The sequence below is a fragment of the Streptomyces sp. NPDC056628 genome, from assembly GCF_042792555.1.
Lineage (GTDB): Bacteria > Actinomycetota > Actinomycetes > Streptomycetales > Streptomycetaceae > Streptomyces.
This window is the reverse complement of the sequence record NZ_JBHTWG010000022.1, coordinates 25,299-44,142: the sequence shown is the minus strand read 5'-3', so window position 1 is coordinate 44,142 and position 18,844 is coordinate 25,299. Positions and strand designations below refer to the sequence as shown.

Sequence of the window (18,844 nt, the reverse complement as noted above, 5' to 3'; positions counted from 1 at the left end):
CGAGAGCACCGGGGCGACGCCGGACGAGGGTCCGCCCCATGGACGAACCGGTACGGCGGCGCGCACACAGGCTCGCCCGCCGCGCACTGCCTCCCATCCGGACTTTAACCGTCGGTCCAGGAATTTCACCTGGTCAACCGGTCGCTGGAGGCGACCGGGTCGCGGACTGTAACCGCCGGTTCGGACTTTCACCGACCCCGGAGTGCGCTGCTTGTGGTACATGCCCAGTGTGCCACGACCGGTGGGTGTCCATACGGGCGAGGGGTGTGGGGTGACTCACAGGACGCTTCGCTGGACTTTCCTGGCGGGCGGCGATGCTCTCAACTCCCCTGCGTCCAAGGAAGTTTCACGACTGGTCCATACCTATTGACGCTATGGTCTAGTCCTCTCTACTGTCAGCGGTGCGCGGCGGGGACTCGGCACCCCGCCGCACCCACGAGAGCGCCCGGCGGCGGTGACGACGGCCCTTGCCCGCCGCCGGGTCTCCCCAAGCGCTCCCCTTCCGCCCCCGGATGTCACATCTCCCCCGGGGTGCTCCGTCAGGGACGACGAGGGATGCTCCGCAACAGGAGCGTCCGCGTCGCGAAGGGGTGGAACACGATGGCCACGATGCTGGTGACCGGCGGGACAGGGACGCTCGGCCGGCTCGTCACCGAGCGGCTGCGGGCGAGCGGGCACGAGGTGCGGGTGCTCAGCCGGCACGCGCAGCCGTACGCCGTCGACCTGCGCAAGGGCGGGCCCGGACTGGACGCCGCGATGGTGGGCGTGGACACGGTGGTGCACTGCGCGAGCTCGCCGAACGGCGGCGACGAGGAGGCGGCGCGGCACCTGATCGCCGCCGCGCGCGGGGCCGGGGTGCGCCACCTGGTCTTCATCTCGATCGTCGGCGTGGACCGGGTGCCGTTCGGCTACTACCGCGGCAAGCTCGCCGTGGAACGCCTGGTCGAGGAGTCGGGGCTGGGCTGGACGGTGCTGCGCGCGACCCAGTTCCACGATCTGCTCGCCCGGGTGTCGGGCGCCCTCGCCAGACTGCCGGTCGTGCTGCTGCCGGCCCGGGTGCAGGATCAGCCGATCGAGGTCGCCGAGGTCGCGGACCGGCTGACCGAACTGGCCGGCGGCGAGCCCGCCGGGCGCGTGGCGGACATGGGCGGGCCCGAGGTGCGGACCTTCGACTCGCTGACCCGCGCCTACCTGAAGGCCACGGGCCGCAGGCGCCTCGTCGTGAGCGTGCCGCTGTGGGGGCGGGCCTACCGCGCCTTCCGCTCCGGCGGGCACCTCGCACCCGAACAGACGGTGGGCAGGGGGACGTTCGAGGAGTACCTGGACCGGCGCTTCGGTCACCGGTCCTAGGGAGCGTCGCCCTCCTCACCGCCCCGGCGGGGCGAACAGGACCTCCTGCGCCCGGTCCCGGGCCGTCAGGAGCGCTCCGCGGAGGACCGCCGTGCCGCCCAGGGTGCTCGGGCGGACCGCGACCGGGAGGGGGGACATGCGCCGTACCCGCTCCTCGACCAGGGCGGCGAGGAGCGGGCCGCCGGCCTGTCCGACCTCGCCGCCGAGGACCGCGCAGCCGGGGTCGAGGACGGCGACGACCGAGGCCACGCCCAGCGCGATCCGGTCCGCGAGGGCGTCGAGGAACAGCCGGGCCTCGCCGGCGTGCGCCGCCGCCTCCGCCACCAGGCGTGCGGCGGCCGGTGCGTGGGCTTCCCCGGCCGCGAACCCGTGCTCCGCCGCCAGCCGTGTGATCGCCGCCGAGCCCGCCAGCGAGTGGAAGCCCCCCGCGCAGTCCGTCGCCGACGGCAGTCCCGTGGTGCCCGGCACCGGGAGGAATCCGATCTCGCCGGTGCCGCCGGACGCCCCGCGCCGCAGCGCCCCGTCGAGGACGACGGCGGCGCCGGTGCCGTGACCGAGCCACAGCAGGACGAAGGTGCCGCGGTCGCGGGCCGCGCCGTCGCGCTGTTCGGCGAGGGCGGCGAGGTTGGTCTCGTTCTCGACACTGACGCGGGCCTCCGGGAACCGCTCCTGGAGGGTCGCGACGAGGCCGCGGTGCCACTGCGGCAGGCCGGAGGAGTCGCGCAGTTCGCCGCTCGCCGGGTCGATCAGGCCGGGGGCGCCGATGCCCACGGTGTGCAGCCGGTCCGCGCCGGCCTCCTTCACGGCCCGCTCGACCAGGGCGACCGCCCGCTCCACGGCGGGTCCCGTCCCGGTGTCGTCGCCGATGGGCACGGACGCCTCGGCGAGCACCGTGCCGACCAGGTCGGACACGGCCACGGAGACGCCCTCGGTACGGACGTCCAGCGCGGCGAGATGGGCGCGGTCGGCGACGATGCCGTACAGCCGGGCGTTCGGGCCGCGCCGTTGCTCGCCCGCCTCGCCGACGACGGTGATCAGGCCGGCGTCCGTCAGGCGCTCGACGAGGTCGGCGACGGTCGGCCGGGACAGCCCGGTCAGCTGCTTCAACTGACCGGCCGTCAACGGGCCCTCGTGCTGCAGCAGTCGCAGGGCGAGCCGGTCGTTGATGGCCCGGGCGGTGCTCGGGGATGCGGCGGGCATGCCGGGATCCTTCCAGATCGGCGGGGCCGCGCGCGGCGGCGGGCGGCGTCCCGGCACCCTATCTATCAGGCAGGGTTCCTGATAGTTTACGGCCGGACCGCACGGAGGCGCGGACCGGGAGGGGGTCACTTCATGGGTGGGACCGGTGGAAGGGTCTACGACCTGCGGGAGGTCAGGCGCGCCCGGTACGCCGTGGCCGCCGTCTTCGCCGCGCACGGCGCCGTCACCGGGTCGTTCGCCACCCGGGTGCCATGGATCCAGGACCACGCGGGGGTCAGCGCAGGCCAGCTCGGCCTCGCACTGGCGTTCCCCGCGCTCGGCGCCTCCGTCGCCATGCCGATCGCGGGCCGGGTCACCCACCGCTTCGGCGCCCGCAACGCGCTGCGCGGGCTGATGGCGCTGTGGACGCTCGCCCTGACCCTGCCCTCGCTGGCGCCCAACCTGCCGGCGCTGTGCCTGGCCCTGTTCGCGTTCGGTGCCACGGCGGGCATGGCGGACGTGGCGATGAACGCCCTCGGCGTCGAGGTGGAGAATCGCCTCGGCCGCTCGATCATGTCCGGGCTGCACGGCATGTGGAGCGCCGGCGCCCTGATCGGCTCCGCGGCCGGCACCCTCGCGGCGCACCTGGGCTCGGACGCCCGGCTGCACCACGCGCTCGCGGCGGCGGTGCTGACCGTGCTCGGGGTGGCGGCCTGCCGGTGGGTGCTGGACCTGCAGCCCGCCGAGGACGAGGACCCGCCGCCCCGGTTCGCGTTGCCGCCCCGGTCCGCCCTGCTCATCGGGGCCGTCGGGTTCTGCGCGGTCTTCGCGGAGGGCGCGAGCCTGGACTGGTCGGCGGTGTACCTGCGGGACCAGCTGGACACCTCGGCGGGGCTGGCCGCCGCGTGCACCACGGGCTTCACGCTCACGATGGCGATCGCCCGGATCGCCGGCGACCGGGTGGTGGACCGCTTCGGCTCGGTGCGCACGGTCCGTGCCAGCGGCGTCCTCGCCACGCTCGGCGGGCTGCTGGTCGTCGTCTCCGACGCCCCGGCCCTGGCGATGACCGGGTTCGCGCTGCTGGGCCTCGGGATCGCGGTGGTCGTGCCGCTGTGCTTCGCGGCGGCGGGCCGCAGCGGCTCGAACCCCTCGCTGGCCATCGCGGGCGTCGCGACCATCACCTACACCTCGGGGCTGGTCGCGCCCGGTGCGATCGGCGGGCTCGCCCAGCTCACCAGCCTGGTGGTGTCGTTCTGCCTGGTCACCCTGCTCGCCTCGGGTCTCGCGGTGTTCGCGGGCGTCCTGCGCACCGCCGACCGCGACCGCCCGAAGGTCAGCCGGCCGGACGCAGCAGTTCCCGGCCCACGGCCCTGAACTCCTCGCTCCACGGCGCCGGACGCAGCGTCCGGGCGTCGAGCCGGACCAGCACCCGGCTGCCGTGCGCGTAGGTCACCGAGCCGTCGGACGAGCAGAACCGGAAGCCGTACGTCAGCCCGGTGGTGCCCAGGCGCTCCAGCCACAGGTGCACGGCGTAGGCGCCGGGCCTGGTCACCGGCGCCTCGTAGGTGATGCGCAGTTCCTTGACCGCGTTGCAGGCGTCGCCCGCGGCCACCCAGTCGCCCTCGAAGCGGACGCCGTGCTCCTGCCACAGTTCGGTCCACGCCCGCTCGACCATCAACGGGTAGCGGGCGTTGTGCAGCAGCCCGAGCGCGTCGAGGTCGTCGAAGTGCACGGTGACGGGTACGAGCCGGCCGTGGGACGGGGCGGACAGGGGCAGGGCTTCGGCGGTCACGGCGGGACTCCTGGGACGGACGAGAGGACCCCGCCATCCTAAGCGGACGCTCAGAAGCCGAGGCGGCCCCGGGTCGGCGGTCCGGTCCGTGTACCGGACAATGGTCCGGACCCCTCGTTCGCACGACGAAAGCGATACAGCACCATGGATCTCGGCGTCCGCTGGAAACTGCACGGAGACGGACGCACTCCGGCGCCCGGCGCGGTGGTCCGCCCCGACGAGCGGCTGTCCTGGCCGCGCACGGTCGGGCTCGGCGCCCAGCACGTGGTGGCGATGTTCGGCGCCAGTTTCGTCGCGCCGGTCCTCATGGGACTCGACCCCAACCTGGCGATCATGATGTCCGGCGTCGCCACGGTGATCTTCCTGCTGGCCACGCGCGGCCGGGTGCCCAGCTACCTCGGCTGTTCGCTGTCCTTCGTGGGCGTCGCGGCCGTCATCCGGGCGGACGGCGGGTCGAGCGCGGTCGTGACCGGCGCGGTCCTCGTGGTCGGTGCGGCGCTGTTCCTGGTCGGTCTCGCGGTACAGCGGTTCGGGGCCCGCATCATCCACATCGCGATGCCACCAGTCGTGACCGGCGCGGTGGTCATGCTGATCGGCTTCAACCTCGCCCCGGTGACGGCCTCCACCTACTGGCCGCAGGACCAGTGGACGGCCCTGCTGGTGATGATGTTCACCGGTCTGGCCGTGGTCTGCCTGCGCGGCTTCTGGTCCCGTATCGCGATCTTCCTCGGTCTCGTCGTCGGGTACGGCCTGTCCTGGGTGTTCGACCGTGTCTTCGGCCGTATCCACTCGGTCGACGCGAGCGGCAAGGTCACCGACCACTGGCGGCTCGACCTGTCCGGCGTCTCCCGGGCCGACTGGATCGGCCTGCCCGATCTGCACGGCCCGTCGTTCCAGTGGTCCGCGATCCTCGTCGCGCTGCCGGTGGTCATCGCCCTGGTCGCCGAGAACGCCGGGCACGTCAAAGCCGTCGGTGAGATGACCGGCGACAACCTCGACGACAAGCTGGGCACCGCGATCTCCGCGGACGGCGCCGCCTCGATGCTGTCCACCGCCGTGGGCGGCCCGCCCAACACGACGTACTCCGAGAACATCGGCGTGATGGCCGCGACCCGCGTCTACTCGACCGCCGCCTACTGGGCCGCCGCCGGCTTCGCCCTCCTCTTCGGGCTCTGCCCCAAGTTCGGCGCGGTCGTGGCGGCCGTCCCCGGCGGCGTCCTCGGCGGCATCACCGTGATCCTGTACGGCATGATCGGCCTGCTCGGCGCGCAGATCTGGATCAACGCCGAGGTCGACCTGCGCAATCCGCTGAACCTGGTGCCGGCCGCGGCGGGCATCATCATCGGCGTCGGCAACGTGACGCTGAAGATCACCGACACCTTCGAGCTGAGCGGCATCGCGCTGGGCACGCTCGTCGTCATCACCGGCTACCACGCACTGCGGGCGTTCGCCCCGGCCCACCTCAAGACGCAGCAGCCGCTGCTCGACGAGGGCACGTCGTCGTACGACGAGGGGAACGCCGCCGGCGAGGGCCCTCAGCGCGCCAGCTCGTAGGCGTAGGAGGCGGTGAACGTGCCGGGCTCCCCCTTGCAGCCGTCCGACTCCCCCGGCAGCTTCACCCACAGATAACCGTCGATCCGGGCCTCGCCGGTGGCGAGGGTGGGCGCCCGGCCCAGCTTGCGGCCCGACGGGTCGCACCACTCGCCGCCCGCCGGCGCACCGGCGCCGTTGCGGCTGGTGTCGATGACGGCGCCCAGCCCCGGGCCGCCGCCGAGGGCGTCGAGGACCCGCCGGTCGTAGGCGACCTCGGCTGCCGTGGTGTGGAAGTTGGAGACGTTGCTGAAGACTCCGTCGGAGGACGCCGCCGAGGCGGCGCCCGCCTGCCGGAGCCGTCCCGCCTGCTCGGCCGGCGTGTGCCAGCCGGAGTGCCCGGCGTCGTAGTACACACGGGCCCGGGGGTCGGCGGCCTTGATGACCCGGCCGGCCCGGGCCAGGGACGCGAAACGCGCCGCGCGCTCCCGCTCGGAGAGGCACTCGGACTGGGCGACGGAGTCCGGCTCCAGGACGACGATGACGTCACCGGAGCCCAGCCCGGCCGCGAACCGGTCGATCCACGCGTCGTACGCCGCCAGGTCGGGAGCCCCGCCCTCGGAGTACCCGCCGCAGTCGCGGTCGGGGATCACGTACGGCACCACCACCGGGGTGCGGCCCTGCGCCGCGCCGCCCGAGGTGACCGCGCGGACCCGGGCGGTGATGGTGCCCGGCGTGAAGTCGGCGAACCACACCGCGGCCGGCTGGGCGGCGATCCGGGACTGGATGACGCCGTACCGGGGGTCCCCGGGGTGGCCGCGTACCCACTCCTGCACCTGCGAGTCGAGGTGGCGGTAGAGCTGGGTGGAGGCCGGGGCCGCGCGCCGCGCCCGCTCCGGCGTCCCCGAGGGTGTCGCGGACGCCGTCCGCAGCGGGCTCGGCGAGGCCGAGGCGGACGGGGACGCGGTGGGCGACGGCGACGCGGACGGCACGACGGGCAGCGCGTCGAGACGCACGGAACGCGTCTCCTCGGGCGGCCCGGCCTGCGTGGAGTCCGGCCCGCCGTCGAGGGCGGAGATCAGCCCGGTCGTCGTTCCGACGGCCACCACGACCGAGGCCGCCGCGACCAGGGCGCTCCGCCGTGCGGTCCTCTTGCGCTCGGCCCTGCGCGACGCCAGTCGCTGGGCGCGTGAGCCTGGCACCGTCCTGCTCCCCCTCCCCCACGGCGGGCACGTTCCCCCGTTCTGGGGAAGCGCCGGGCCCGCCGTCACCCGCGTCAGCCTAAAGCTGGGAATCTGCCCCCATGGCGCAATGCGAGCAATTCACCACACCCGTGGACGCCGTCCTCTCCCGTATGCGCGCCCTCGACGCGAGGCTGCCCGAGCGCGACGGGGTCGCGGTCTTCAACCGCGTCTACCTCACCGTCACCGAGGCGGTCGACCGGCACATCGACGCCGGGCGGTTCCCCGACGCGCGTGCCGCGATCACCCTGGATGTGCGGTTCGCGGAACGCTATCTCACGGCGGTGGAGACGGCGGAGGAGGCCCGGCGTCCGCCCGCCTGCTGGCGGCCCCTGTTCCAGATGCGCCGTCACCCGGGCGTACGGCCGCTGCAGTTCGCCCTCGCGGGCATCAACGCGCACATCGGGCACGACCTGGCGCTCGCCGTGGTGGACGCCTGCCGTAGCCTCGGCTGCGAACCCACCGACCTGGAGGACGAGTTCGACCGGGTGGGGGATCTGCTCATCTCGCTGGAGGAGCACATCCGCGAGGAGCTGATGCCGGGTCCCGACCTGTTCCAGATCGCGGACCCGCTCACCCATCTGCTGGGCTCGTGGAGCCTGGAGCGGGCGCGGGACGCCACCTGGGCGGCGGCGCGTGCCCTGTGGGCGCTGCGCCGGCTCCCCGAGCTGGCAGCGGAGTTCACCGAGCGGCTGGACGCGGCCGTGGGCCTGGCCGGGCGCATGCTGCTGACCCCGCTGCGCGACTGAGCGGCCGCCGGGTGGCGGTTCCCGGGCCGCCAGTACGTTGGCCAGCTGCGGCGGTACGCGGTCAGTCCTCCGGCAGCTCGACCGGCGCGATCTCGTCGTAGACGTCGCCCGGACCCGGGTTGCTGGCGTCCGTGGTGCCGCCGAGTTGGTGCATGACGCCCCACACCGCGTTCAGCGCGGTCTGGACGGCGCCCTCGGCCCAGCCGGCGGTCCAGGAGATGTCGTCGCCGGCGAGGAAGATGCCCCGCTTGTCCTCGGGCAGCCGGTCCTGCATGAAGTGGGTGAACAGGCGCCGCTGGTAGCGGTAGTGGCCGGGCAGGTTGGCCTTGAACGCGCCCATGAAGTAGGGCTCGTTCTCCCAGGAGACCGTCACCGGGTTGCCGATGATGTGCTTCCTGATGTCGACCTTCGGGTAGATCTCGCCGAGCGACTTCAGCATGACCTCCATCCGCTCCTGCGCGGACAGCGGCAGCCACTTCAGGCTGTCGTCGCACCAGGTGTAGGAGAGGCAGATGACGGCGGGCTTGTCCGGGCCGTCGTCGAGGAGGTAGGTGCCGCGCGTCATCCGGTCGGTGAGCGTCATCGACATGACGTCCCGGCCGGTCGGATTTCCCCTGTCGTCGACGGCCTTGTCCAGCCAGAACGGCCGGTCCACGGGGACGAACAGCTTCGAGGACTCCATGTAGTGGGTGCGCTCGATCGCGGTCCAGTGGTCGATCGGGAAGAGCGAGTCGTCGCAGTCGATCTTGGAGAGCAGCATCCAGGACTGGGCCGTGAAGATCGCCGCACGGTAGGTGCGGATGTCGCCGGTCGCGTCGGTCACGGTGATCCGGTTGCCCGCGGCCCGGTGCAGGCGGGTCACGGCCGGGCGGGGCGCGCCGTCGACGTGCAGGGACTTCAGGGACGTCCCGTAGGGCCAGTGGACGATCTTCTCCGGCTCGCGCTCCCACAGGCGCAGCGGCAGCTGCTGGGAGCCGCCGACGATGCCGCGGTGGTGGTCGTCGGCCTCGGTGTAGACGACGCGCAGGATCTCCAGGATGGAGTTCGGAAAGTCGGTGTCCCAGCCGCCGGTGCCGAAGCCGACCTGACCGAAGATCTCGCGGTGCCGGAAGGACTTGAAGGCCTCGGAGTCGCAGAGGAAGCCGTAGAAGGTCTGGTTGTCGAGCTTCTCGACGAGCTCGGACCAGATCGCGCGGATGCGCGGCACGTCCCGCTCCCGCATGGCCTGGTTCATGTCGGAGAAGTCGGCGCCCTCCTCCAGGCACTTGTTCCAGGCGGCGGCGACGTCGCGGTAGACCTGCGGCAGGTCGTCGATCGTCTCGGCGTAGTGCGACTCGCCCTTGAGGTCGACGACGGTCGACGGGGTCGTCTCCGACAGAGGGTTGGGGAAGGGCCGGGTCTCCAGGCCCACCAGGTCGATGTAGTGCTGGAGGGCCGTGGAGGACGGCGGGAAGCGCATCGCGCCCATCTCGGCGGTCAGGCCCTCGGTGCTGGGGCCGTCGAAGCCGACGGTGCGCAGCCGGCCGCCGATCTGGTCGGCCTCGTAGACGACGGGCTTGAGGCCCATCTTCATCAGCTCGTAGGCGGCGACGATGCCGGACAGGCCGCCGCCGATGACGGCGACCTCGGTGCCGTGCTCGGTGGCGGGTATCTGGCCGAGGCCGGCCGGGTGGTTCAGGAAGTCGTCGTACGCGTAGGGGAAGTCCGGGCCGAACATGGTGATCGGCGGCTGCTGCTCGTCGGCGTGCTGGACGGCGGTGGGCACCGTGGACGTCATGGGGTACGGACTCCTTGCGACTGCGGGGGAAGAGCGGGGAGGTTCAGACGAGGGACCCGTAGAGGCCGGGGCGGCGGTCCCGCAGATACGGGTTGGCCTCGCGGGAGGCGGCGACGAGGGCGGGGTCGACGTCGGCGAGGACGAGGTCCTCGGCGCGGCCCGCGCGAGCGCGCGCGATGCCGTCGGGGCCGGCGAGCGTGGAGAGGCCGACGAACTCGAACTCCCCTTCGTGGCCGACCCGGTTGACGTACGCGACGTACATCTGGTTCTCGAAGGCCCGCACCGGGATCATCGACTCGGCGACGAACTGGAACGGGTGCATCTGCGCGGTCGGGACGATCAGCAGCTCGGTGCCGGCCAGCGCGTGGGCCCGGACGTTCTCCGGGAACTCGACGTCGTAGCAGATCAGGATGCCGACCCGGACGCCGTCGACCTCGGTCTGGACGACCTGCCGGTCGCCCGGCGTGAAGTGGTCGTGCTCGAAGCGGCCGAAGAGGTGCGTCTTGCGGTAGTCGGCGAGCCGGGTGCCGTCGGCGGAGACCAGCTGCGCGGAGTTGTACACGCTGTCGCCGGCCCGCTCCGGGTAGCCGTAGGCGATCGCGAGCCCGTGCCGTGCGGCGGTCTCGGCGACCGCGTCGGCGTACGCGCCGTCGGCGGGCTCGGCGAGCCGGGCGACGGCGTCGCCGATCGCGTACCCGGTGAGGAACATCTCCGGCGTCACCAGCAGCCCGGCGCCCGCGGCGGCGGCGCGGCCCGCGGCATCGTCGAGGACCTTGAGGTTCTCGACGGTGGAGCCGGGGCGGCCGGAGCTCTGGAGCAGGGCGGTGCGCATGTGTCCTCACCGGGGCGAAAGGGTGGTTGTGGGGGCCATGTAGAAGGTACGGTCGGCCGGCTGGCAGGGACAAGAAGGAGCCGTTGCGCGCCGGTGAGCGGTTCGTTGCGTTCGGGGGCGGGTCGGCGGCGATTCGTTGCGCGGCCCAGGTGCGGGGGCTGCCCCCCGCACCTTCCGCCGTCACGCCGGGGTGGTCCGGGCCCTGGTCAGCGCGGCCGCCGTCACGAGATACGGCATGGCCAGCACCGCGAAGACGGTGCCGTGGGCGAGGTCCGCGCCGAGCAGGGCGTACCCGCCGAACGCGGCGATCGTGGCGAGCTCGGTGCCCAGGCTCGCCACCGAGGTGAGCGTGGCCCGGCGGGACTCCTCGATCCGGTGCTGGAGGCGGACGTCGGCGAGCACCTCGGCCAGCTGGAAGCCGGCGAAGGCGAGGCCGACCAGCGCGATCCCGGCCAGGGTGCGGGACGCCGCGCCGACGGCCAGCGCGAGGGCCGCGCCCGCGAGCAGCGCCGCCAGGCCCCTGGTGCCGAGGCGTTCGGCCGGTCCGGCCAGGAGGCTCCCGGCGGTGACGGCCGCCCACACCAGCATGACCAGGTACGGCACGGCCGCCTCGGGGACCCCGATGTCGCGGACCAGCAGCGGGACGTACTCGTCCAGCGCGCCCCACACCGCCGCGACGGCGGGGACCAGCAGCAGCGCGCCGCGCACGGCCCGGTCGCCGCGCACATCGGCGAGCCCGGACCGCAGCGTCGCGGTCCAGCCGCCGTGGCCGGTGGCAGGCCGCTCACGCCGCTCGGGGAACAGGGTGGCCACCGCGGCGGTCACCAGGCAGGCCAGGACGCTCGCGCCGCCCACGGCCCGGTAGCCGCCCCAGGCGAGCACGGGTCCCGCGAGGCCGAGGGAGGCCACGGTGCCCAGCAGACGCGCGGCACGGGCGCGGCCCATGACGCGCGCGTAGCGGCCGGCGGCGTCACGCCGGTCCAGCTCGTCGTAGACGAGGGCCTCCAGCGCGCCGGAGCCGAGCGCGCCGCCCGCGCCCCACAGCACGAAGCCGGTGGCGAAGGCGGCGTACGACGGCACGGTCACCCACAGCGCGAAGCCGGCGGCGGTGAGCAGCGGGCCGATCCACAGCAGCCGGCGCCGGGACACCGTGTCGGCCCAGACGCCCGAGGGCACCTCCAGGAGCACAGCGGTGAGCGACCACAGGGCGAAGAGCGAGGAGATCTGCCAGAGCGGCAGGCCGGTGTCGGCGAAGAGCAGCGCGTACACCGGGTAGAGCAGGACGAAGTCGTCGAGGAACGCGTAGCCGTACAGCGTGGCCGTCAGGCGTCGAACGCCGGGCGTGGGCACACGCGGGGGTGAGAGTGTCATGGGGCCTTCCCGCAGGGACGTCTCGGACACCGGGGGTACGGCGTCCGGGGCGGACCTCGGGAGGCACGGCTGGTGGATCAATGTCGCCAGGTCATGACACCGATGATAGGTGCCGGGGCGGCTCTCAGGCGGGCGAACCGGAGGAGAAACGGCGCAGCAGCGGGGAGAGCACCAGCACCGACTTGGTGCGCTCCACGAACGGCTCCCCGGCGATCCGCTCCAGGACCCGTTCGAAGTGCCGCATGTCCGAGGCGAAGACCTGCACCACGGCGTCCGCGTCGCCGGTGACTGTGGACGCGGCCACGACCTCCTGGTACGGCTCCAGACCCCGCCGGATCGTCTCCGGCGAGGTGTTGTGCCGGCAGTAGATCTCGACGAACCCCTCGGTCTCCCAGCCGAGGGCCGACGGGTCCACCCGGACGGTGAAGCCGGTGATGGCCCCGGTGGCCCGCAGCCGGTCCACGCGCCGCTTCACGGCGGGCGCGGACAGGCCGACCAGGTGCCCGATGTCGGCGTAGGAGCGGCGGGCGTCCTCGGCGAGGGCGTGCACGATGCGTTCGTCGAGATCGTTCAGCACTGCGGGCGGTTCACTTCACTTCAGGCAGGGCGAGACGGGAACGGCGATACCCGTACAGGAAGTAGAACACGAGTCCGGCGACCATCCAGCACCCGAAGACGACCCAGGTGACGGTGTCGAGGCTGACCATGTTGTACACGCAGAACAGGAAGCCGAGCGCCGGCAGCACCGGTCCGAACGGCACCCGGAACGTGCGCTCCAGCTCCGGCCGCCTCCTCCGCAGCACGATCACCGCGATGTTGACCAGCGCGAAGGCGAACAGTGTGCCGATGCTGGTGGCGTCGACCAGCTTGCCCAGCGGGATGAGGGCGGCCAGCGCACCGCAGAACAGCGACACGATCACCGTGTTGAGGCGGGGGGCGCCGGTCTTCGGGTGGACCTTGCCGAGGGCCTTGGGGACGAGGCCGTCGCGGGACATGGCGAACAGGACGCGGGTCTGGCCGTAGAGGACGGTGAGGACCACGCTGGCGATGGAGATGACCGCGCCGAGGGCGAGCAGGGTGCCCCAGAAGGTCTGGCCGGTGACGTCGTTCGTGATCGCGGCGAGGGACGCGTGGGAACCCTCGAACTTGGTCCAGTTCCAGGCGCCGACGGCCACCCCGGCGACGAGGACGTAGAGCGCCGTCACGATGATCAGCGAGAGCATGATCGCCCGCGGCAGGTCCTTCTTGGGGTCCTTGGCCTCCTCGCCCGCGGTGGAGGCGGCGTCGAAGCCGATGTAGGAGAAGAACAGCGTGGCGCCGGCGGCGCTCACCCCGGCCATGCCGAGCGGCATGAAGTCGGCGTAGTTGCCGGACTTGAAGCCGGTGAAGCCGACCGCGCAGAACAGCACCAGCGCGGCGATCTTGACCGCGACCATGATCGTGTTGGCGCGGGCGGACTCGCGGACCCCGCCGAGCAGGAAGACCATCGCCAGCAGGACGACGATCAGCGCGGGCAGGTTGATGACCCCGCCCTCGCCGGGGGCGGAGGACAGCACGGACGGGATGGTGACGCCTATGGTCCCGTCGAGCAGTTCGTTGAGGTACTCGCCCCAGCCGACGGCGACGGCGGCCACGGAGACGCCGTACTCCAGCACCAGACACCAGCCGCAGATCCAGGCGACCAGCTCGCCCATCGTTGCGTACGCATACGAGTACGACGAGCCGGCGACGGGGATGCTGCCCGCCAGTTCGGCGTACGACAGGGCCGAGAAGAGGGCCGTGAGACCGGCGATCACGAAGGCCAGGGTGACCGCGGGGCCGGCCTCCGGGACCGCGTCGCCGAGGACGACGAAGATGCCGGTGCCGAGGGTGGCACCGATGCTGATCATGGTGAGTTGCCACAGTCCGAGGGAGCGCCGCAGGGACCCTCCCTCGCCCTGGCCACCCTCCGCGACCAGGTGTTCCACGGGCTTGCGGCGCATCAGGCGCGCGCCGGTCCCACGGGGGGCGGCGGCGGCCGTCCGGTCTCGGTCCTGCGGGGGTGCGCCTTGGTCGAGCACGCGCTGGCTCCTTGTCGCTGCCGGTCAGGGCGGCTGGGACCGGCGGCATCCCCTGAGGGCGGGGGCCCACCGAGCGGGGTCCCTGCCGCGCCACGTACGAGGCGACAGCCTACGAGCATCGACGTTGCGGGTGAAATGCAGCAACCTTGCGCATACCCGCAAGATCATTGCGTTCCGGGGGCTCGGGCGGGTGTTCGTTGCACGAGGGCTTTCGACCGTTGCGCCGGGACGCGGAACGGCCCCTTCCGTCCCATGCGGCGGGGTGCCGGGGCGAAGGGGCCGTACCAAGAAGGTCGAGGACCGGTCAGCTCCAGCTGGCGTGCAGCGGCTTGCCCTCGGCGTAGCCGGCGGCGCTCTGGATGCCGACGACGGCCTTCTGGGCGAACTCCTCCAGCGAGGCGGCGCCCGCGTAGGTGCAGGAGGACCGCACGCCCGCGATGATCGAGTCGATCAGGTCCTCCACGCCGGGACGGGCCGGGTCGAGGAACATCCGCGAGGTGGAGATGCCCTCCTCGAACAGGGACTTGCGGGCCCGGTCGTACGCCGACTCGTCGGAGGTGCGGTTGGCCACGGCCCGCGCGGACGCCATGCCGAACGACTCCTTGTACAGCCGCCCGCTCGAGTCCTGCTGCAGATCGCCGGGCGACTCGTAGGTGCCGGCGAACCAGGACCCGATCATCACGTTGGACGCGCCGGCGGCGAGCGCCATGGCGACGTCGCGCGGGTGCCGGACACCGCCGTCGGCCCACACGTGCTTGCCGTACTTCCTGGCCTCGGCCGCGCACTCCAGGACGGCGGAGAACTGCGGGCGGCCGACGCCGGTCATCATGCGGGTGGTGCACATGGCGCCGGGGCCGACCCCGACCTTGATGATGTCCGCGCCGGCCTCGATCAGATCGCGCACGCCCTCGGCGGCCACGATGTTGCCCGCGACGATCGGTACCTGGGGGTCGAGTGCCCGCACGGTCCTGATGGCGGCGATCATCGACTCCTGGTGGCCGTGGGCGGTGTCGATGACCAGGGTGTCCACACCCGCGTCGAGCAGCTGCTTCGCCTTGCCGCCCACGTCGCCGTTGATGCCCACGGCGGCCGCTATGCGCAGCTTGCCGGCGGCGTCGACGGCCGGGGTGTACAGGGTGGCGCGCAGGGCGCCCTTGCGGGTCAGGATGCCCGCGAGACGGCCGTCGGCGTCGACGGCGGGGGCGTAGCGCCGGTTGTGGGCGTCGAGCTTGTTGAAGGCCTCGCGCGGGTCGATGTCCGCGTCCAGGAGCAGCAGGTCGCGGGACATGACGACCTCGAGCTGCGTGAAGCGGTCCACGCCGGACAGGTCGCTGTCGGTGACCACGCCGACCGGCCGCCGGTCCTCGTCGACGACCACACCGGCGTTGTGGGCGCGCTTGGGCAGCAGGGCCAGCGCGTCGGCGACGGTCTGGTGCGGGGCCAGCACGATCGGGGTGTCGAGCACGTGGTGGCGGCTCTTCACCCAGGAGACGACGTCCGTGACGACCTCGATGGGGATGTCCTGCGGGACGACCACCAGCCCGCCGCGCCGGGCCACCGTCTCGGCCATACGGCGCCCGGCGACGGCGGTCATGTTGGCGACGACCAGCGGGATGGTGGTGCCCGTGCCGTCCGGGGCGCCGAGGTCCACTCCCTGCCGCGAGCCGACCGCGCTGTGGCTCGGCACCATGAAGACGTCGTCGTACGTCAGGTCGTACGGGGGCTGGATGTCGTTGAGGAAACGCACGTGCTGCACATCCCAGTCGATCAGAGGTGGCCCCCGGACAGGTCAGCCAGGGGGAAGAGCACGTACTTCATTGTCCCATGCGGGCCGGAACGCCCTGAACGGTCACATCGTCCAAGCAGGTCAGACCCCTACTTGGAGGAACCTCCGAGGTCGAGCAGCACGGTGAGGTCCCGGGTGCCGTCCGCCGCCTCGGCGAACACCTCCCGGGCCAGCCGCCACTCGTCGGGCCGGGCGTCCTCAAAGGCCCGCCAGTTGCGTACGACCAGCCACATGCCCCGCTCCCGGCCGGCCTCGGGCCAGACGGTGCGGTCGGACAGGGAGTCCGCCAGCGCGTCCCAGTTGCGCCCGAACCAGTCCGGCAGCCGCAGCGCCTCGGCGCAGCGGTCCATCAGCGCCGCCTTGTCCGTGACCCCGTCGAGGTCGAGCGTGACCACGAGCTCCGTCATACGAGTGCCGCTCCGGTGTTCGTCGATGCGCAGAGGGGGCGGCACCTGGCCGCCCCCTCTCCGACGCGTTGTCAGTTCCCGTCCGGGTCCGTCCTGCTGAGCGCCGGCTTCGGCGTCGGGCCGGCCGCCATCAGCACGTCCGCCGCGGAGGTGTCCGTCACCAGGCTGGTGACGAGCCCCGAGCGCAGCACCGCGTCGATCGCGGCCGCCTTGCGCGCCCCGCCCGCGATCGCGACGACCTCGGGGATACGGCGGAGCTGGTCGGCCTTGACGGTGATGCACCGCTCGCCGAGGTCCCGGCCGACCCGGCGCCCCTGGGCGTCGAAGAGGTGCGCGGACATCTCGGCGGCGACACCGAGCGAGGCGTAGTGCGCCCGCTCCTCGTCGCTGAGCATGTCGTGCACCGTCGAGATGCCCGGCTCCCAGGAGCCGATGGAGACGCAGGCGACCGTGACCTTGTCGAAGTACTCGAAGGCCCGGGCGATCCCCGTCTGGTGCCGCAGCGCCGCCGCGGTGGCGGCGTCCGGCAGCAGCATCGGCGCGTAGATGGGGTGCGCGTCGCCGCCGGAGACCTGCGCGGCCCGCCGGACGGCCTCCACCGAGCCGCGCTCGGCGGTCCCGGCGTCGTACACGCCCGTCAGCTGGACCACTGTGCACGGTGGCAGCCGGTTGAGGGCGGCGGCCATGTGGATGGTGGACCGGCCCCAGGCCAGGCCCAGCACGGCCCCCTCGTCGACCAGCTCGCCGAGCAGGTCGGCGGCCACCTCTCCCAGGTTCTCCGGGTCGGGCGTCTCCTCGGCGTCGGCCGGGGACTCCACGACCACGGCGTGCCGCAGACCGTACCGGGCGCGCAGCGCGTCCGAGCGCTCGGCGTCCAGTTCGGCCGGCACGCGGATCTCGATGCGCACCAGATCCCGTTCGAGAGCGGTCTCCAGGACCCGGGCCACCTTGAAGCGGCTGACGCCGAACTCCTCCGCGATCTGGATCTTGGACTTCCCCTCGAGGTAGAAGCGGCGGGCCATGGCCGCCGCCTGCACCAGCTCAGCGGGTCCCATCCGCATGGCTGACCGGCCCGCCGACATACCCGACACGGCGATCTCCTCACTGCTGTTCACACTCTGGATTCGCCGTTCATCCTTGCAGATCCGGCGCACTTGATCCGCCCCGATGGGCGGGCGTTCACGTTCCCTTGGTTCAGTGGCCGCACGCCCAGGCGGCCGTCCTGGTGGCCTCGTCGGCCTGGGCCCGCAGCGCGCGGACCGCTTCCGCCGGGTCGTCGGCCCCGTAGACCGCCGAACCGGCGACGAACACGTCGGCGCCCGCCTCGGCGCATCGCTCGATCGTGGACTCGGACACGCCGCCGTCCACCTGGAGCCAGAGCTGCAGACCGTGCTTGGCGATCAACTCACGGGTGCGACGAATCTTCGGAAGCATGATGTCGAGGAACGCCTGCCCGCCGAAGCCGGGCTCGACGGTCATGATCAGCAGCATGTCGAGCTCCGGGAGCAGGTCCTCGTAGGGCTCGATGGGCGTCGCGGGCCTGAGCGCCATGGAGGCACGGGCGCCCTTGGCCCTGATCTCCCGGGCCAGCCGGACGGGAGCGGCGGCGGCCTCGACATGGAAGGTGACGGAGGAGGCACCCGCCTCGACGTACCGGGCCGCCCAGCGATCGGGCTCCTCGATCATCAGATGGCAGTCCAGCGGTGTGTCCGTCGCACGGGCCAGTGACTCGACGACCGGCACGCCGAGCGTGAGGTTCGGGACGAAATGGTTGTCCATGACGTCGACGTGGAGGTAGTCGGCTCCCTCGACCGCCTTCGCCTCGTCCGCGAGGCGGGCGAAATCGGCGGACAGGATGCTGGGGTTGATCTGCGCGGCCATGACCCAAGCCTGCCATGCCCGGGCGCGATTGTTACCCCCGGTCCAGACCTCAGGCGATCGGCGGATGCCGGGGGCGGGCCGCGCGTGCCGTGCAGGGCGGCCGACCGGGTCGTCGGAGGACTGCGGGGGTGGCCATCACCGGGACGCGGGGCGTGGCGCACCTGGTGTGCGGACGGCGTTCGAAGGGGGTCGTGCTGATCTTCTGGCTGGTGGTGCTGTTCGTGACGGCCCCCTGGCGCAGAGGCCGACGGACGCGCGGGACACGACGCGGCCTCCTGGCTGCAGGGCTGGCTCCGCCGAGGCCACCCAGGTCCCGCACCTGTCCGAGAACTTCCGGCCGGAGCAGATCCCCGCGGTCGTGGTCTCCGCCCGTGACGGCGGTCCGACGGCCCGGGACCGGGCGGAGATCGCCGAGGACGCGGCCGAGCTCAAACGGCTGACCGGCGCATCACGGGCCCCGGCGGCACCTCGGCGGACTTCGCGGAGGCGTTCGAGGGGATCGACTCGACACTGCTGTTCGCGGCGACGACGGTCGTCATCGTGATGCTGCTGATCATCTACCGGAGTCCGTCCCTGCTGCTGGTCCCCCTGGTGTCCGTGATCGTCGCCGTGTTCTCCGCGCAGACCCTCATCCATCTGCTCGGGCGGCTCGGGGGCCCGACCGTGAACGGCCAGAGCTCGGGCATCCTGACGGTGCTCGTGTTCGGCGCGGGGACCGCCTACGCCCTGCTGCCCGTCGCCCGTGACCGGGAGGAACTGCGCCGCCCCGACGACCGCCACGAGGCGATGGCGCGCGCCCTGCACCGGGCCGGCCCGGCGGTGATCGCGTCCGGCGCGACCGCGGTGGTGAGCATGCTGGTGCTGCTCGCACGGAACAACGTGAGCAGCG

16 protein-coding genes, 1 pseudogene and 1 riboswitch are annotated in these 18,844 nt (G+C 72.7%); of the genes and pseudogenes, 5 read left to right on the top strand and 12 right to left on the bottom strand.

Features of this window, described 5'->3' with window-relative positions; genetic code table 11:
• Positions 1 to 79: 79 nt before the first annotated feature.
• Positions 80 to 210: riboswitch (FMN riboswitch) on the bottom strand.
• Positions 211 to 600: 390 nt separating this feature from the next.
• Positions 601 to 1,350 (top strand): SDR family oxidoreductase, encoded by a 750-nt coding sequence (locus ACFRAC_RS24235; RefSeq protein ID WP_382927439.1) that lies wholly within the window; start codon positions 601 to 603, stop codon positions 1,348 to 1,350.
• 15 nt (positions 1,351 to 1,365) lie between these two features.
• Here ACFRAC_RS24235 and ACFRAC_RS24230 read toward each other — a convergent pair whose 3' ends face one another.
• Positions 1,366 to 2,550 (bottom strand): ROK family transcriptional regulator, encoded by a 1,185-nt coding sequence (locus tag ACFRAC_RS24230; RefSeq protein ID WP_382927305.1) that lies wholly within the window; start codon positions 2,548 to 2,550, stop codon positions 1,366 to 1,368.
• A 132-nt stretch (positions 2,551 to 2,682) separates the two neighbouring features.
• On the opposite strand from ACFRAC_RS24230, the gene ACFRAC_RS24225 reads away from it, so the two are divergent.
• On the top strand, positions 2,683 to 3,903 hold the full coding sequence (locus ACFRAC_RS24225) for an MFS transporter (protein ID WP_382927302.1): 1,221 nt from the start codon (positions 2,683 to 2,685) through the stop codon (positions 3,901 to 3,903).
• Here ACFRAC_RS24225 and ACFRAC_RS24220 read toward each other — a convergent pair.
• Positions 3,863 to 4,321, bottom strand: a complete 459-nt coding sequence (locus ACFRAC_RS24220; RefSeq protein WP_382927298.1) for an acyl-CoA thioesterase — start codon at positions 4,319 to 4,321, stop codon at positions 3,863 to 3,865. The two genes, ACFRAC_RS24225 and ACFRAC_RS24220, sit on opposite strands and share 41 nt — an antisense overlap.
• 144 nt (positions 4,322 to 4,465) lie before the next feature.
• On the opposite strand from ACFRAC_RS24220, the gene ACFRAC_RS24215 reads away from it, so the two are divergent.
• Positions 4,466 to 5,875 carry a uracil-xanthine permease family protein gene (locus ACFRAC_RS24215; protein ID WP_382927296.1) on the top strand — a complete coding sequence of 470 codons (1,410 nt, stop codon included), beginning with the start codon at positions 4,466 to 4,468 and terminating at the stop codon, positions 5,873 to 5,875.
• On the opposite strand, the gene ACFRAC_RS24210 is transcribed toward ACFRAC_RS24215, so the two are convergent.
• Positions 5,857 to 6,981 carry a glycoside hydrolase family 6 protein gene (locus tag ACFRAC_RS24210; RefSeq protein WP_382927436.1) on the bottom strand — a complete coding sequence of 375 codons (1,125 nt, stop codon included), beginning with the start codon at positions 6,979 to 6,981 and terminating at the stop codon, positions 5,857 to 5,859. The two genes, ACFRAC_RS24215 and ACFRAC_RS24210, sit on opposite strands and share 19 nt — an antisense overlap.
• Positions 6,982 to 7,154: 173 nt before the next feature.
• Between ACFRAC_RS24210 and ACFRAC_RS24205 the strand changes: the two genes are divergently transcribed.
• Positions 7,155 to 7,841, top strand: coding sequence for a DUF5995 family protein (locus ACFRAC_RS24205; RefSeq protein WP_382927293.1), 687 nt, complete (start codon positions 7,155 to 7,157; stop codon positions 7,839 to 7,841).
• A 61-nt stretch (positions 7,842 to 7,902) separates the two neighbouring features.
• Here ACFRAC_RS24205 and ACFRAC_RS24200 read toward each other — a convergent pair whose 3' ends face one another.
• The 9 genes from ACFRAC_RS24200 to rpe all read right to left on the bottom strand — a co-directional run bounded on the left by ACFRAC_RS24200 (position 7,903) and on the right by rpe (position 17,955).
• Positions 7,903 to 9,618, bottom strand: coding sequence for a flavin monoamine oxidase family protein (locus tag ACFRAC_RS24200; RefSeq protein ID WP_382927290.1), 1,716 nt, complete (start codon positions 9,616 to 9,618; stop codon positions 7,903 to 7,905).
• A 43-nt stretch (positions 9,619 to 9,661) separates the two neighbouring features.
• Positions 9,662 to 10,450, bottom strand: coding sequence for a carbon-nitrogen hydrolase family protein (locus tag ACFRAC_RS24195; protein WP_382927287.1), 789 nt, complete (start codon positions 10,448 to 10,450; stop codon positions 9,662 to 9,664).
• Between the two features lie 180 nt (positions 10,451 to 10,630).
• On the bottom strand, positions 10,631 to 11,821 hold the full coding sequence (locus tag ACFRAC_RS24190) for an MFS transporter (RefSeq protein ID WP_382927284.1): 1,191 nt from the start codon (positions 11,819 to 11,821) through the stop codon (positions 10,631 to 10,633).
• Positions 11,822 to 11,945: 124 nt separating this feature from the next.
• Entirely contained in the window at positions 11,946 to 12,398 is a 453-nt protein-coding gene (locus tag ACFRAC_RS24185) for an Lrp/AsnC family transcriptional regulator (RefSeq protein WP_062674348.1), read from the bottom strand.
• Positions 12,399 to 12,408: 10 nt separating this feature from the next.
• The gene (locus ACFRAC_RS24180) at positions 12,409 to 13,881 is read right to left on the bottom strand and encodes an amino acid permease (RefSeq protein ID WP_382927278.1); all 1,473 of its coding nucleotides are present in this window, start codon (positions 13,879 to 13,881) and stop codon (positions 12,409 to 12,411) included.
• Positions 13,882 to 14,185: 304 nt separating this feature from the next.
• Positions 14,186 to 15,637, bottom strand: coding sequence for a GuaB1 family IMP dehydrogenase-related protein (locus ACFRAC_RS24175; RefSeq protein WP_382927275.1), 1,452 nt, complete (start codon positions 15,635 to 15,637; stop codon positions 14,186 to 14,188).
• 119 nt (positions 15,638 to 15,756) lie between these two features.
• Positions 15,757 to 16,074: a barstar family protein gene (locus ACFRAC_RS24170; protein WP_382927272.1), complete on the bottom strand. Its 318-nt coding sequence runs from the start codon at positions 16,072 to 16,074 to the stop codon at positions 15,757 to 15,759.
• A 71-nt stretch (positions 16,075 to 16,145) separates the two neighbouring features.
• Entirely contained in the window at positions 16,146 to 17,189 is a 1,044-nt protein-coding gene (locus ACFRAC_RS24165; RefSeq protein WP_382927269.1) for a sugar-binding transcriptional regulator, read from the bottom strand.
• A 79-nt stretch (positions 17,190 to 17,268) separates the two neighbouring features.
• On the bottom strand, positions 17,269 to 17,955 hold the full coding sequence (gene rpe, locus ACFRAC_RS24160; RefSeq protein WP_382927266.1) for a ribulose-phosphate 3-epimerase: 687 nt from the start codon (positions 17,953 to 17,955) through the stop codon (positions 17,269 to 17,271).
• A 134-nt stretch (positions 17,956 to 18,089) separates the two neighbouring features.
• On the opposite strand from rpe, the pseudogene ACFRAC_RS24155 reads away from it, so the two are divergent.
• Positions 18,090 to 18,825: pseudogene (locus ACFRAC_RS24155) on the top strand (MMPL family transporter); the annotation flags it as partial.
• Positions 18,826 to 18,844 lie beyond the last annotated feature (19 nt).